The following is a 13,392-nucleotide window of genomic DNA, read 5'->3' as shown; positions in this document are numbered from 1 at the left end:
ATGCGTTTCCTTACCCGCAAATATCTGATCGCGAGCGCCCTTGGTCTCGGATCAGCTGGCTCGCTCGCCATGGGCCTGGCCATGACAACTACGCCTGCCCACGCCCAGCTGACGGTGTTCGACCCGAGCAACTACAGCCAGAACATCCTGACGGCCGCCCGGACGCTCACCCAGATCAACAACCAGATCCAGTCGCTGCAGAACCAGGCGCGAAGCCTGCTCAACCAGGCGAAGAACCTGACGACGATCGATTTCCCCGAGCTGCAGGCGCTTACCCAGACGCTGCAGCAGGTCGACCGCCTCATGGGGCAAGCCCAGGGCATCCGGCTCCAGGTCTCCGGCCTCGACCAGCAATTCCACCAACTCTTCCCACAGAGCTTCGGCCAGGCATTGCGGATGAACGATCAGGTCGTTGCTGCGCGCTCTCGCCTCGACACCGCCATGACCGCCTACCAGCATACGATGACCGTGCAGGCGCAGGTCGTCGAAAACGTCGCGGCCGATGCCCAGACCCTGTCCTCGCTGGTTGCGAAGAGCCAGGGCGCGGAAGGATCGTTGCAAGCGCAGCAGGCAACCAACCAGCTGCTCGCGCTCAGCGCCAAGCAGCAGTTCCAGATCCAGAACATGATGGCCGCCCAGTATCGCGCCGAGACGATTGAGCGCGCGCGGCAGGCGCAAGCGCAGATCGATGCGCAGGCGGCGACCAAGAAGTTCCTCGGTTCCGGCACCGCCTACACCCCCCAATAGGCGCGCCGGAGGGCGGCGACGGTCCGCCTCCCGTCGGCGTCCGCCGCGGGGTGGGGTCTTGCTCCCCCGGCCTCGCCCCGCGGTCTCTTTCACTTCGCCGAGGAACCAACAGACGTGAACGATCTCAATGTCATCGACCGCTTCATGCAGGCGTTCATCACCTACATCGACGCTGGCTTCGGTTTGCTCGGCGGCGACGTCCACTTCCTGACCGTGACGTTGATCGGCATCGACGTCACGCTGGCCGGACTGTTCTGGGCGATGGGCGGCGACGACAATGTGATCGGCCGCTTCCTCAAGAAGATCCTCTACATCGGCGCGTTCGCGTTCATCCTGAACAGCTTTTCGACCCTTGCCGACATCATCTTCCGCTCGTTCGCGCAGGCCGGCCTCACCGCGGGCGGCGGCGGCATGTCAGCGACCGATCTTCTCAAACCCGGCCGCCTCGCGGGGACAGGTTTCTCGGCCGCGTGGCCTCTACTTCAGCAGGTGTCCGAGCTGACGGGGTTCGTCAGCTTCTTCGACAATTTCCTGACCATCGCTGTGCTGCTGTTCGCCTGGGCGATCATCATCATCACCTTCTTTATTCTCGCGGTGCAGATGTTCGTCACGATCATCGAGTTCAAGCTGACTTCGCTGGCCGGCTTCATCCTAGTACCATTCGCGCTCTGGAACCGGACCAGCTTCCTGGCCGAACGCGTCCTCGGCAACGTGGTCTCGTCGGGCATCAAGGTGATGGTGCTCGCCGTCATCGTCGGTATCGGCTCCAACTTCTTCATCGAGTTCACCGCCGCGCTTCAGGGCCAGGAGCCCGACATCGGCCAGGCGCTGAGCCTGATGCTCGCCAGCCTGACCATGTTCGGTCTCGGCATCTTTGGTCCAAGCATTGCCTCGGGCCTCGTTGCGGGAGCTCCGCAACTTGGTGCCGGTGCCGCGCTCGGCACGACCGTCGGGGCGGCCGGTATCACGATGCTTGCGGGCGGCGCAGCCGTCGGCGGTGCTCGTGCCCTTGGCGGCGCGGCACTCGGCGCAGTGCGGGCCGGCACCTCGATGGGATCGGCAGCTTCGACCGCCTACACGCTGGGCAAGGAGACCGCGTCGTCACCGACGATGTCGGCTGGCCTCGGCGGCGTGGCACGCGCCGCCGGCAATGCCGCCCGCGAGCGGGCCTCGAGCGCGCTCGGCCTGGGCGAGGCCGCTTCGCAGGGTTGGGCCGCGGCCTGGAATGCTCTCAACCGCGGCGGCCGGGCCGAAGCAGGATCATCCGCCGATGCCGACGGCACCCCGGCTTGGGCACGAGCCATGCGCGGCCAGCAGACCGCCCGACATCACCGCCAGATCGCGCTGCACACCCTGCAGCAAGGCGATCGTGGCGGCGCCTCCGCCACCCCCGATATCAAGGAAAGGGACGACTGATGATCTTCAAACGCGCCGTCCAGCGTTACGGACAAACCCCGGAGCCGGAGACGCCGTACCAGCGTGCCGGCCAAGTGTGGGACGAGCGGATCGGCTCCGCCCGCGTGCAAGCGCGTAACTGGCGCCTGATGGCGTTCGGGTGCCTTGCCCTCACCGGCGGTCTCTCGTCAGGTCTCGTCTGGCAGTCGGTGCAGAGCCGCATCACGCCCTATGTCGTGGAGGTCGACCGGCTGGGCGAGGCACGCGCCGTCTCGGAAGCGGAGGCAGGCTATCACCCCACTGATCCGCAGATCGCATGGCACCTGTCACGCTTTATCGCGAACGTCCGCGGCCGATCGCTCGATCCTGTGCTGGTTCGCCAGGACTGGCTCGAAGCCTATGATTTCACAACCAAGCGCGGCAGCCAGTTCCTCGGCGATTATGCGCGCGGCGCCGATCCCTTCGCTAATATCGGCGAGCGGACTGTTTCGGTTCAGGTCACCAGCGTGGTGCGGGCGTCGGACCGTTCGTTCCAGGTCAAGTGGACCGAGACCGCCTACGAGCGTGGTACCGAGGCCGGGACATCGCGCTGGACCGCTATCCTCACGATCGTGATCAAGCCACCGAGCGACGCCGATACCCTCCGCCGGAATCCGCTCGGCGTCTATGTCGATGCGGTCGACTGGAGCCGCGAACTCGATCCGCCGACGCCGCGACCATCCGCGCCGCCGGCTCCGTCGCCACCGGCAGCGGTCAACCTGCCGCTCGGTTCACCCCTCGATCCCAATCTCGCTGCGCCTACGCAGCCCGCCCCGGAGTCACGCCAATGAGATTCATCCTTGCCGTATCGGCCATCGCCCTCGCGACGGCGCCAGCGTCCGCGCAGACCGTCGCATCGCCGAAGGTGCCGACGCCGGTGGCCGCGCCCGCCGTCGTACCAATCTCGAAGCCATCGGTCCGTCGCGTCCGCGTCAAACGTCCGATTAGCCCCAGCGTGGCCCGCGTCGCCACCGCGAACAGGGCGGCGACCCAGGAACCGCAGGCGCAGGGGTTCGTGAATGCCGTGCAGGTCTTTCCCTTTGCGGACGGCGCAATCTACCAAGTCTACACCGCGCCGGGCGCAGTGACCGACATTGCCCTTCAGCCTGGCGAAAGCCTCGTGGCGGTTGCCGCCGGCGATACAGTGCGCTGGGTGATCGGCGACACGACGAGCGGCAGCGGCACGGAGAAACGCACCCATATATTGGTGAAGCCGTTCGCGTCAGGCCTCGCAACCAACCTCGTCATCACGACCGATCGGCGGAGCTACCACCTCCAGCTTACCGCGACGTCGCGCACCGCGATGGCGGCACTGTCGTGGACCTATCCCGCGGACCAGCTGATCGCACTGCGCCGGGCGGCCGAACAGGCCGCCGCAGCCGCACCGGTCTCGGAGGGTCTGTCCGTCGACAGCCTTCATTTCAACTATACCATCAGCGGTGACCAGGCTGCATGGCGACCTCTCCGTGCCTTCGACGACGGCCGTCAAACGTTCGTCGAGTTTCCGGCCAGCATCGCGGTCGGCGAGGCGCCGCCGTTCTTCATCATTGGTGCGGGCGGAGAGGCCGAACTCGCCAACTACCGCGTCCGTGGCCGCTTCTACGTCGTCGATCGCATCTTCGATGTGGCCGAACTCAGGCTCGGCACCAGGAAACAGCAGATAGTCCGCATCAGTCGTATCGCCGAGGGTGGTGCCTCGCGGAAGGGCAAGCGCTCATGAGCGAGGCCGTCATTCCTCCGGCGCCCAAGGTCGATCCCGAGACCTTGGCGATCCGGACCAAACCCGCTCGCGCGATCCGTTTTCGCCGGGGAGTTATCATCGCCATCGCCGCCCTGGGGTCGGTCAGCCTGATGGCGGTAGCCTGGATCGCGTTGAAGCCGCGGGTGTTCAGCGCCGTTGCCGATCGCCAGGAACTGTCGGAGCCCAGCACTCGGCCATCGGCCGACGCCTTGAATGGACTGCCCGCGACCTATGGTGACGCGCCGAAACTCGGTCCACCGCTGCCTGGAGACCTCGGACGCCCGATCCTCGAAAGCCAGCGCAGGGTGGCGATGGAAACCGGAAACGGTAGCGATCCGGCGGCCCAGCAGGCGGCGCAGGAACGTGAGCGTCAGCTCGCGGCGCTCAAGGCCGCTCGAGAGTCCGACGTCCTAGTAAAGGGCCACACCACCGCCTCGACACCGATCGTTGCTGAGGCAGCAGTGACACCAGCTCCAACTCCAACACCCACGGCAAGTCCGGCGCTTGACCCCGATCGTGATCCGAACGCGCAGGGCCGCAAGGCGCAATTCGTTGAGACGCTCGACCGTTCGGACGACGTCAACCCGCACAAGCTGACAGCAGCACCTTCGCCTTATCTGCTCTCAGCTGGGAGCGTGATTTCGGCGAGCCTGATCACGGGACTTCGTTCCGATCTACCCGGTCTTGTCACGGCGCAGGTGACCAGCCAGGTGTTCGATAGTCCCACGGGCCGCATCCTGCTCATTCCCCAGGGATCGCGGTTGATCGGCAGTTATGACAGCGTCGTGGCGTTCGGCCAGAAGCGCGCGCTGATCGTCTGGCAGCGGATCATGCTGCCGGACGGCAGTTCGATGAGGATCGACAATGTGCCGGCGACCGATGCGTCCGGATACGCTGGGCTTCAGGACAAGGTCGATTTCCACACCTGGGCCCTGCTCAAAGGGGTCGCGCTGTCCACGCTGCTTGGAGTGGGTTCGCAACTGACGGTTACCGGTGAGAGCGACCTCGTCCAGGCGATCAGGGAGTCGACTCAGCAGAATGTATCGCGGGCCGGCGACCAGCTCACGTCGCGCAATCTCAACATTCAGCCGACGATCACGATCCGGCCCGGAGCGATCGTCCGGCTGGTCGTCCACAAGGATCTCATTCTCGCGCCTTGGCGCGGCTAGGAGCACGTCATGCCCGAACTGAAACTGGCAAGGTTGCCGGACAGGACTCCGGTCAAGCTGGCGATCACCGTCACGCCCGATCTGCACCTGATGCTGCAGCAATACGCGGCGCTTTACGCGGAAACGTACGGGCGTGAAGAGTCTGTCACCGAACTCGTACCTGCCATGTTGGCGGCGTTCCTCGAGAGCGACCGAAACTTCGTTCGCAGCCGCCTGGCCGGAAAATGAGCGAGACGGAGATCTCGGATCGGTTCGTCAAGCTCGACGAGGTCAAGCGCCGCGTCGGACTTGGCAAGACCATGATCTATCGTTTGATCCAGGAAGGAAAGTTTCCACCACCATACAAGCTTTCGCCATTCGCGTCGCGCTGGAGCGACCGGGAGATCGTCGCCTGGATTGACGAGGTGAAGGATGGTTTCGAAGGCAAGCGCCGCAAAGTCTGACGGCCGTCCCGTCCCGGGCGTTGCCATCTACATTGAGCGCGGTTCAATCTAGCCGATAGGGTCCTTGCTTCTCTTCGCCCGCCCAACTGCCGGACGAGTAGGAAGGCGACCCGTACTCCATCCCAAAGTCGAGCCACAGCGCATCGATGATTGGCCGTAGCGTCATCCCGTCAACGGCCCCAATCGAGGGAATGGACATGGTCGAGATGTGGTGGTCGGGCGGTCCAAGTAGGCGACAGCTGGTTCGGCCGCAGAGAATCTCGACATCGTCCATCTGATGGAGCGAGGCAGAGACGAGCGCCCGCCCTGAAAATCCCAGGGCGCTGGCCAGTCCAGCGAGGCGAGTGGCGGCGTCGACGATGCGCGCTTCCAATTGATGGCCATTGACGACGATGGTCGGATCATTGTCGATGCGTTCGCCGATCGTGGCCGCCAGTTCGAACAGGCCGGGCCGCAGAATGCGGGTGTACCAGCGAGATTCGGGATTTGGACGTTCGGCCATCGGACGCGGGGTCTCGAAGCTCGCGAACATTCGCGCGCTGATGGTGTCCTTTCGGCGCTCGGACGCGAACCCGCCGGGCGCGAAGCTTGGGCGAAGGGACTTGACCTGGGTGAGGTCGAAGAGGTGATCGTCGTTCAGGTCGAACGGGACGAGGCGGACCCGCAAAAAAGGCCGCGAGACGATCGCAGGCATGTGGAGCGCCGCATGCGTGTCGAGATGGGTGAGATTGTCGTACGCGCGCGCGTTAGCCTCCGCATCGGCTGCGGAGGGGTTCGCGCGCGCGGCGAGCACGACCTTTATTATCTCGCCGAGGTGGTCCGCCAACCGATTTGAGAACACCTCACGAGCCGCTCGGCGCGGTCCATCCTTGATGCCGGGCGCCGCCGTATATTCGGTGGGTCGGCGGATGGTCGCCAAGTCGAATGGCAGGTCCTTGAATGATCCGAACGCGGCGTTGAACACGAACAGGATACGGCTGTCTTCGAGGGCATGGCGGGCATAACCATATTCGATCATCACGTTGGGGTTCGGCATCAGTTTGCCCGGTTCCGCGCCCAATGGATCGGCGCGGCCAACGAAGCTCATGTCGGCGACGAAGATGTCGCAGGCGCGAAGCTTTGCTAGGATCGTTCGTGTGACCTCCGGCTGCCCAGACACACCTTGGGTGTCCCGATCGATGTTGAGTTCGATGTCGAATTGAGTTTCTAGCTTGGCCTTCGCCATCTCTAGCGCAATCTGAACGAAATCGCTGCAGAGGATCCGATCGCGATCGGACTGCCAGGAATAGAAAAGGTGAATTGAGTCCATCCACCGGCATTAGCATTTCGGCTTCCACATCCGGAACGCCCAAAGTGTCGCCACGGGATTGAAAGCGTATCGTGGGTTCGATAGAGTGGCAGTCCGTCGAACTGAGCCTGCAAAGGGCTGATTTCGGGCGAAAAAGTCGGCATGGTACTTTCCATGGTACGCGGCGAGAATGATCGAAACAGGACTGCGTTAAATCAATCGCTTAGCGCCTGAGTTCGAATCCCTCCCGCTCCGCCACCTAGTCTCAACATATTGCAGACGTTAGAGAATCTGTCGAAAAGCGGCGCAAATTCGCGCGCGTTCAGTTCAGTTCGGTACTGCAGAGAGTCAGATGCGAACCAAAGATACGGAATTTGGCCCAGCTTTCTCTGCTGCTATCCCCCGCACTACGGAATGGCTCGCAGCACCTTTTGGCGGCCGCCGCAGGCGTAATGCATAAATCCAGATATCCCGCACGAATACTGTTCTCCGGTACGGCGTAAGAAAAGCTCCCAACAATTTTCTGGATGAAACTCGTGCCGAATTGCTCGTGGAAAATCCCGTAAACTACTGATTTTATTGCCTTCCATGCATTCACTTTGACGATATCGCGCCAGACCAATAACAGGCGGAAACAGGAAGCAATTCTACCGCGATCGCTCATAAAAAAGGGTTGGAACAGGCAGTTCCGGCCTGTTCCAACCCTGACAGAAATTTCAGCGTATCCCTTGACGAAAACCGCAGATTTCTGCGGCTCTCACGGCGAAGCTGCAACATCCAACTGATATGTCAACATCAGCAGCGCCTGCCGCACCTGCCTGATGAAATCCTCGCACATGATGCGTCGGCTGCAGTTCGGCGAAGCGAGCTCGATCAGCCGGGCTTCGAGTACGCTGATGGTGCGTCGCCGACCATCGGGGCAGATCATCCTGACCTTCATATTGGCCAGTTCGAGAATCGCCCGCCGGGCATCCTCCACCGTGGTACGAGCAGGATCCGCTGCCGCAGGTGCCAGGGCTCTGTTCATCTTTCGCGCCCGGCATCGGAATTGATGGCGGCGGTCAACTCCCGTTCCTCCAGCTGGCGATGCCATCTTTCTTCCCGCGCCACCCTCTGCTGACGCGAATATGTCGCCTGGCGCATCAGGTGAATGGCATGAACGGCCGCCAGCCTGTTTTCGGCCTTGCCGGTCGCAAGGCGAAGCATGGTCGCCTTGAACAGCGGGACATTCTCTTCCCCGGCGGATGTGCGGATGGTCGTGGGCAGGTTCATGACCTCGATGATCACGTCATCCAGATCCTCGGGAGTTTCCAGCCGACGATTCGCGGACTTCGGACGGCCACGGCGGTTACCAGAAGTGCCGCGGGGGAACCGTCCCCTGCTGTCGCGCTCAGCCATGGGCTGCACTCGCGGCAAGGGCCGCATCGGCCATGTTTTCCATGTCGGCGATGCGCCGCGCCGACACATCGGCAAAGCTTTCGCCCGTCGCTTCGAGGATGGCGGCCCTGCGGGTGAGCGCCTGCCAGCGCCTGATCGTCACCTCGCAATAGCCCGGCTCATATTCGATCAGCCTGCCATGACGCTTCGTCTTCTCCGCAGCGATCAGCGTCGAGCCTGATCCTCCGAAGGGATCGAGCACGATCTCTCCCTGCTTCGACGTATCCTTGATGGCATCCATGATCATCGGAACCGGCTTCACTGTCGGGTGCATCGCCAGCTCCGCGTCCGCTCCGGTTTTCGTGGCGCCCCGATAGTTCCAGATGTTGGTGCGATAACGACCGTTCTTCCCCAGCTCGACCGTGTTGAGGTGGGGGGCCGTGCCGACCTTCCAGACGAACACCAGTTCATGCTGCGACCGGTAGAAGCTGCCCATACCTGCATTGTCCTTGGACCAGATGCAGATGTTCTTCAGTTCGGAATAGACAGCGCGACCAGCCTTCATCATCTCTTCGACGTGCCGCCAGTCCATGCACTGATAATGGATGGCGCCGTCCATGCTGACGTCGGCGGCGTTGCGGAATGCGGTTTCGAGAAAGCCCGCGAATTCCGATACGCTCATCTCGCCCGTCGCCATGGCGAACTCGGCATGCTTCGTCTTGCCCAGTCCCCCGACATGACCGTTGATTTTCACATTGAAGGGCGGATCGGAGAAAACGAGACGGGCACGATCATCGCCCATCAGGCGCTCAAAGCTGTCCGGGCTGCGCGTGTCACCGCAAAGCAGGCGATGATTGCCGAGGATCCACAGATCTCCCCGCTCGACGCCGCAGGTCTGTCGGCTATCCACCTCCGGCAGCTTCTCCAGCTTCGCCTCCTCCGGCGTCACGAGCAGAAACTGATCGATCTCCGTTGTGGAGAAACCCGTGATCTCGAGATCAAAGGCGAGTTCGAGGGCATGAAGCTCCTCGAACTCGATCCGCAGCACTTCCTCGTCCCAGCCGCTGTTCTGCGCGATCCTGTTGTCCGCAAGAGCGTACGCCCGCAGCTCGGCTTCGGTAAGGTCGACGATGGGGATGACGGGGACATCTTCCATTCCCAGCATCTTCGCCGCCGAATAGCGGCCATGGCCTGCCACGATCACGCCCTCGCCATCCAGCAGGATGGGATTGGTGAAGCCGAACTGCCGGATCGAAGAGGCGATCTGGCTGATCTGCTTTTCACTGTGACGGCGCGCATTGCGCGGCGCTTCCTTCAGCGCCTTTAGCGGGCGCAACTCTACCTTGAGGGAACGGATGAGTCCGCTCCCCCGGACATTGTCATTATCCATGTCTCACTCCTGATCAGTTCGGGCCGGGCACTCAGCAGGCTTTTGGTGGCGGAGGTGTCAGTCCGCCAATCAAGGCTTCGAGGAGGGCGGCCTGCTCCGGCATCTTCTCGCGGGCCGCCTGGGTAATTGCTTGGCGGGCGGCCTGCTGGCTCAGCACTGCGAGCCCATCATCCAGGGTGCGGCAGTATAGTGGTTCGCCAGCGATCAGCCCGTAGCGTTCCATGATCTGCGCAGGCAGTTCGATCGCGCCGGCATCGTTGACGCGGCCGATGATGATCTCGCCATCGCCGCCGAGGACGGCAGCCCTTGCCTCTTTTGGAGGCGTGCTTTTCTCGATGGCGCCAGCACGGAGCAGCACATTGTAGACATGCTGGTACCGGATATCGAGATAGCGGCTGATGTCGCCGGTACTGACACCTGCTTCATTGAGCGCCCGCACCTTGGCGGCCTTGCTGGTCATGCCGGCCGTCAGCCGGTCCATTTCTTCGTGGGTCACAGGAACCTCCAGATCAACGTGGGGGTTCCTACATGAACCATGGGTACTAATCAATAGGTAGTTATCATTTTTCCAAGCCGGTATGGATCTGGCTATGTGAGTGATGTATCACTCAATGCTGCATTCCGCCAGAGCCGTATGAAGGGATGCATCCAGGGGCACAGGTCTGAGACCATCCTTCGTGATCTGCCCGACGCGGTACATGCCCGAATCGGGGAGGCCGGTATCAGCCGCTGCCGCCTTTGCCCTGAACAGGAGGCCATGGCCGCTGCGCATTTCTGCGAGCATTGCCCGGGCCGAATCACCCGCTGCAAAGCTGCTTGTGGCGGTCGCGCTCATGATCATGCGACCGGACACTGCCATGGCGTCGGCCATCGCCTTCGCTGCGACCGGGTCCTGCGGCGTGAGACCCGCCGGCATTGCAGACATGTCAGTGGTCACTGGACCGTCTTCTGGCCGCACTTCCCGAAAGGGCTGGTCATCCACCCGCCAGAGGATGGTACCGGTCGGCAGCCTGAAGCGCCCGCCACTGCTTACGCCGACGAGAAGGCCATGCCGGGGATGGTTTTCGATCACGGGATAGAGAAAGCCGGTACGCGAGTATCGGGTCTTTCCGATATAATCGAGAGCGGACACGACGCATCGCGTCACACCGGTCACCGGGTCAGCGGTGCGGGTTGCCTGCCATGTACGCGGCTCCCTGTCTTTTGCAGCAGCCGGCGCGGCCATCAGGGTCAGGGCCGAGATGGCGGCGACAGTGAAATGGTTCTTCATGCGACGAGGGCCTCCCGGAGTTGACGGACAAGGGTGTCGAGCAGCATGCGCTGCGAGGGATCGGGTTCGTGCGGATCGGACTGCCGCCAGCGGCGATGTTCGAGAAACAGTGCTATCCAGAGATCTGACGGGGAGCCGCACCAGCGCCCGATCTGCGTGGCCACCGAGAGGGCGTGATCGGCAAAGATATCAGGATCTTTCCTGCCCCGCTGCCTGAGGAGCGCATAGCCATCAATCAGATGGGCAAGCCCGTCAGAACTCTCCCAGTCGCAGTTTTCGGGAATTGCTGCGAATTGCCCTTTTCGCACGGCGTTTAGCCAAGGTTCACCCGCCGGCTTGGGCGGGTCACGCATATGATCGATGAGGCCGGCAATCTCATGATCGGTATTGCCGAAGAGGCGGTCGACCAGTTCTTCAATGTCGGAGACCCGGTCGAACCTTTTTGCCGCAATCACGCGGTGATCAGGCCGGAAGCCCCGGTCGCCACGGCTGTGCCGGGCAATCCGGTCGCCGAGGGGTTCTATCCGCTGCCCGGGCCTGTTTCCGAAGAACCGCCACGCGGCGGGTCGCAGCGTAACCGGGTCATAGGTCGTCCATATGATGCAGGCCGACGGTTTTGTTTCCAGTTTTACCTGAGCGCTCACCTCTCCGGCCCTGCCGCCCGCAATCTGGGTTTTGAACTGGATGTGGCGGGTCACGCCATTGGCCTCGACGACGATGTCATAGCCGGTCAGGTCGCGGTCGCTGCGCAGCAGTTCGTAGGCGTACCCGCGCAGCAGGAGTTCGGAGGTGATCGCTCCGCAGAGATGATATTCGAGGGTGGTCTCTATCAGGGTCGACTGGCGCGACAGCTCGCCCTTCGATGCGGCATTACGGATGGCAGATGCACTCAGTGGTCACGCTCCTCATCTCGGGAGCGGCGCTTGGCGCTGGCCTCGTGCGTCGCTCCTATGTCCTCTCGGGGCGACGGCTCGGAAGCCGGATGTTCGAAACCTGCTGAACACAGGCGCATGCGCCTTTACCGTTGCCGGCTGGACATGCGCGCATGCCACCCGGCCCCGGAAAATCCGTGACCGAGCTTGTTCAGAAGGGGTTTCGACGCCCCGCTTCCCGGCTTTCACGGGAAGCAGGACCACATTGCTCGACTGGCGTGCGCAGGCAAGTGGAATATGCAGGCAGGGGTGCAGGTTATGCCGGTTGGCTTGTGCGGCGCTCCGACGCTCCGCATCTCGTTGCCGAGAAGCCGACCGTGCGTGCTTTAGATGGCCATCGGCCACCCACCTTATTGCCGTTGAAGACCGGCGGAAGCGGGAGGCGCAATGGCGAGGGCTGGGACTTTGCTGCCGTTCGCAAGCGATGGATCGGAGGGCAGCTCTTGTCAGAACCCGATATTCATCGATCGTTTGGCCGGCAGGATGACAAGGGGCCGACAATCCGCAGGGGTTCGCAGCCGGTGGCAACCGGCAAACGGGCCGTCGTCGACCCCATAAGCTATATAGTAAAACGATCCGAAACTAGGAGGCCGAAAAAGGTCAGCATCGACTTCTCGTGCCGCGCCGCCCTGAAAGCGGTCATGCCGATCAGCCCGGCGGGCAATCGCTCGATTATGATGATAGCAATGGCCGCCGCCCATTAGGCCGAGCCGAGCGGCGAGAGGAGGCCATGGACCAGCGAATCGCCGAACAGGATGAGCACGACCATTATCGCCACCGGCGCAGTTCGAGGTACTGCTTCCTCCCCGCGAACCACTGGCCGCGAGTATCGTTGTCACGGTTGCAAGGAGAGAGCGATGGCGCAGGATTCAGCTTGGGTGGCAGTCTCGGAGTTTGTGCGCAATCCCGGCATGGTCGGCTCGGCCGTCCCGGCGAGCGCGCGCATGGTTCGCCGCATGCTCGCCCCGCTCGACTGGCAGCGCATCAGCATTCTGGTCGAATATGGTCCGGGCACGGGGCGTTTTACCTTCGAAGCGCTGGAGCGCATGCGGCGCGATGCCGTTCTTCTGGCGATTGAGACCGGCGAAAGATTCGTCAAAACTTTGCGGCAGCGCTGCGACGATCGCCGGCTCATCGTCGTTCAAGGAACGGCGCAGGACGTCAATCGCCACCTTGCCGAGCATGGACTGGGCGAGGCCGACTGTATTTTAACGGGCTTGCCCTTCTCGACGCTCGAGCCGGGCGACGCCGAGGCGATCATGCGCGAGACGGTGCGGGCCATGTCGCCGTGCGGCACGCTGGCGGCCTACCAGATGCGCACCGCCATCCGTCCGCTGCTGAGGCGTCATTTCGCGAGCCTGCGCGAAAGCTACGAATGGAGGAACATCCCGCCCTGCCATCTTTATTGGGCGACAGGAAAGCGGCAGTGATCGGTAATGGCATCAAGCGAGATCGCGGCATGACGAGGCAATGCCAGCATGATCGACGCGCGGTTGCTGTTCTGTCTCATCGGACGGCACCGGCCGCCGATAATCTCGGTCAGCCGGCGCAAGCGGGGCGGCGACCTTTCGGCGCTGTGAGGTGGTGCCGGAAATTCGGAC

At 62.7% G+C, this 13,392-nt stretch carries 16 protein-coding genes; 9 read left to right on the top strand and 7 right to left on the bottom strand.

Going from position 1 to position 13,392, the window contains the following annotated elements; all coding sequences use genetic code 11:
- From trbJ to F7P65_RS01470, 7 genes are all read left to right on the top strand, one after another.
- Positions 1-747 (top strand): P-type conjugative transfer protein TrbJ, encoded by a 747-nt coding sequence (trbJ, locus tag F7P65_RS01500; RefSeq protein ID WP_150289990.1) that lies wholly within the window; start codon positions 1-3, stop codon positions 745-747.
- Between the two features lie 114 nt (positions 748-861).
- The gene (trbL, locus tag F7P65_RS01495; RefSeq protein ID WP_150289989.1) at positions 862-2,163 is read left to right on the top strand and encodes a P-type conjugative transfer protein TrbL; all 1,302 of its coding nucleotides are present in this window, start codon (positions 862-864) and stop codon (positions 2,161-2,163) included.
- Complete coding sequence (gene trbF, locus F7P65_RS01490; protein WP_150289988.1) at positions 2,163-2,972, top strand: conjugal transfer protein TrbF; 810 nt, start codon at positions 2,163-2,165, stop codon at positions 2,970-2,972. The genes trbL and trbF overlap by 1 nt, the downstream gene beginning before the upstream one ends.
- Positions 2,969-3,901, top strand: coding sequence for a P-type conjugative transfer protein TrbG (gene trbG / locus F7P65_RS01485; protein ID WP_150289987.1), 933 nt, complete (start codon positions 2,969-2,971; stop codon positions 3,899-3,901). Before trbF ends, trbG begins: the two co-directional genes overlap by 4 nt.
- Entirely contained in the window at positions 3,898-5,091 is a 1,194-nt protein-coding gene (locus F7P65_RS01480) for a TraB/TrbI/VirB10 family type IV secretion system protein (RefSeq protein WP_150289986.1), read from the top strand. Before trbG ends, F7P65_RS01480 begins: the two co-directional genes overlap by 4 nt.
- Positions 5,092-5,100: 9 nt before the next feature.
- Positions 5,101-5,319 (top strand): DUF2274 domain-containing protein, encoded by a 219-nt coding sequence (locus F7P65_RS01475; RefSeq protein WP_150289985.1) that lies wholly within the window; start codon positions 5,101-5,103, stop codon positions 5,317-5,319.
- The gene (locus F7P65_RS01470; protein WP_150289984.1) at positions 5,316-5,534 is read left to right on the top strand and encodes a helix-turn-helix transcriptional regulator; all 219 of its coding nucleotides are present in this window, start codon (positions 5,316-5,318) and stop codon (positions 5,532-5,534) included. The genes F7P65_RS01475 and F7P65_RS01470 overlap by 4 nt, the downstream gene beginning before the upstream one ends.
- Before the next feature lie 43 nt (positions 5,535-5,577).
- On the opposite strand, the gene F7P65_RS01465 is transcribed toward F7P65_RS01470, so the two are convergent.
- The 7 genes from F7P65_RS01465 to F7P65_RS01430 form a co-directional block, all read right to left on the bottom strand.
- Entirely contained in the window at positions 5,578-6,759 is a 1,182-nt protein-coding gene (locus F7P65_RS01465; RefSeq protein WP_150289983.1) for a hypothetical protein, read from the bottom strand.
- A gap of 820 nt (positions 6,760-7,579) precedes the next feature.
- The gene (locus F7P65_RS01455; RefSeq protein WP_150289982.1) at positions 7,580-7,849 is read right to left on the bottom strand and encodes a hypothetical protein; all 270 of its coding nucleotides are present in this window, start codon (positions 7,847-7,849) and stop codon (positions 7,580-7,582) included.
- Positions 7,846-8,109, bottom strand: a complete 264-nt coding sequence (locus F7P65_RS01450; RefSeq protein WP_139181267.1) for a hypothetical protein — start codon at positions 8,107-8,109, stop codon at positions 7,846-7,848. Before F7P65_RS01450 ends, F7P65_RS01455 begins: the two co-directional genes overlap by 4 nt.
- 103 nt (positions 8,110-8,212) lie before the next feature.
- A complete protein-coding gene (locus F7P65_RS01445; RefSeq protein WP_205451882.1) occupies positions 8,213-9,589 on the bottom strand; it encodes a site-specific DNA-methyltransferase in 1,377 nt (458 codons plus the stop codon).
- 31 nt (positions 9,590-9,620) lie between these two features.
- Positions 9,621-10,085, bottom strand: a complete 465-nt coding sequence (locus F7P65_RS01440) for a hypothetical protein (RefSeq protein WP_139181268.1) — start codon at positions 10,083-10,085, stop codon at positions 9,621-9,623.
- A 108-nt stretch (positions 10,086-10,193) separates the two neighbouring features.
- Positions 10,194-10,859, bottom strand: coding sequence for a hypothetical protein (locus tag F7P65_RS01435; protein WP_092956496.1), 666 nt, complete (start codon positions 10,857-10,859; stop codon positions 10,194-10,196).
- Positions 10,856-11,557 carry a hypothetical protein gene (locus tag F7P65_RS01430; RefSeq protein WP_150289981.1) on the bottom strand — a complete coding sequence of 234 codons (702 nt, stop codon included), beginning with the start codon at positions 11,555-11,557 and terminating at the stop codon, positions 10,856-10,858. Before F7P65_RS01430 ends, F7P65_RS01435 begins: the two co-directional genes overlap by 4 nt.
- Positions 11,558-11,928: 371 nt before the next feature.
- Here F7P65_RS01430 and F7P65_RS01425 point away from each other — a divergent pair, with 371 nt between their 5' ends.
- Positions 11,929-12,495, top strand: a complete 567-nt coding sequence (locus F7P65_RS01425; protein ID WP_139181269.1) for a hypothetical protein — start codon at positions 11,929-11,931, stop codon at positions 12,493-12,495.
- 153 nt (positions 12,496-12,648) lie between these two features.
- Positions 12,649-13,221 (top strand): class I SAM-dependent methyltransferase, encoded by a 573-nt coding sequence (locus tag F7P65_RS01420; protein WP_004209667.1) that lies wholly within the window; start codon positions 12,649-12,651, stop codon positions 13,219-13,221.
- The last annotated feature ends 171 nt before the right edge of the window (positions 13,222-13,392 follow it).

It is taken from the genome of Sphingobium estronivorans, from assembly GCF_008692605.1.
Lineage (GTDB): Bacteria > Pseudomonadota > Alphaproteobacteria > Sphingomonadales > Sphingomonadaceae > Sphingobium > Sphingobium estronivorans.
The sequence above is the reverse complement of the archived record's forward strand: the minus strand, read 5'-3'. Positions and strand labels throughout refer to the sequence as shown.

Coding starts and splice junctions, on each gene's coding strand:
- F7P65_RS01445 (WP_205451882.1), bottom strand. CDS start 9,589: ATGGATAATGACAATGTCCGGGGGAGCGGACTCATCCGTTCCCTCAAG.
- F7P65_RS01480 (WP_150289986.1), top strand. CDS start 3,898: ATGAGCGAGGCCGTCATTCCTCCGGCGCCCAAGGTCGATCCCGAGACC.
- trbJ (WP_150289990.1), top strand. CDS start 1: ATGCGTTTCCTTACCCGCAAATATCTGATCGCGAGCGCCCTTGGTCTC.
- trbG (WP_150289987.1), top strand. CDS start 2,969: ATGAGATTCATCCTTGCCGTATCGGCCATCGCCCTCGCGACGGCGCCA.
- F7P65_RS01420 (WP_004209667.1), top strand. CDS start 12,649: ATGGCGCAGGATTCAGCTTGGGTGGCAGTCTCGGAGTTTGTGCGCAAT.
- F7P65_RS01470 (WP_150289984.1), top strand. CDS start 5,316: ATGAGCGAGACGGAGATCTCGGATCGGTTCGTCAAGCTCGACGAGGTC.
- F7P65_RS01465 (WP_150289983.1), bottom strand. CDS start 6,759: ATGGCGAAGGCCAAGCTAGAAACTCAATTCGACATCGAACTCAACATC.
- F7P65_RS01475 (WP_150289985.1), top strand. CDS start 5,101: ATGCCCGAACTGAAACTGGCAAGGTTGCCGGACAGGACTCCGGTCAAG.
- F7P65_RS01435 (WP_092956496.1), bottom strand. CDS start 10,859: ATGAAGAACCATTTCACTGTCGCCGCCATCTCGGCCCTGACCCTGATG.
- F7P65_RS01455 (WP_150289982.1), bottom strand. CDS start 7,849: ATGAACAGAGCCCTGGCACCTGCGGCAGCGGATCCTGCTCGTACCACG.
- trbF (WP_150289988.1), top strand. CDS start 2,163: ATGATCTTCAAACGCGCCGTCCAGCGTTACGGACAAACCCCGGAGCCG.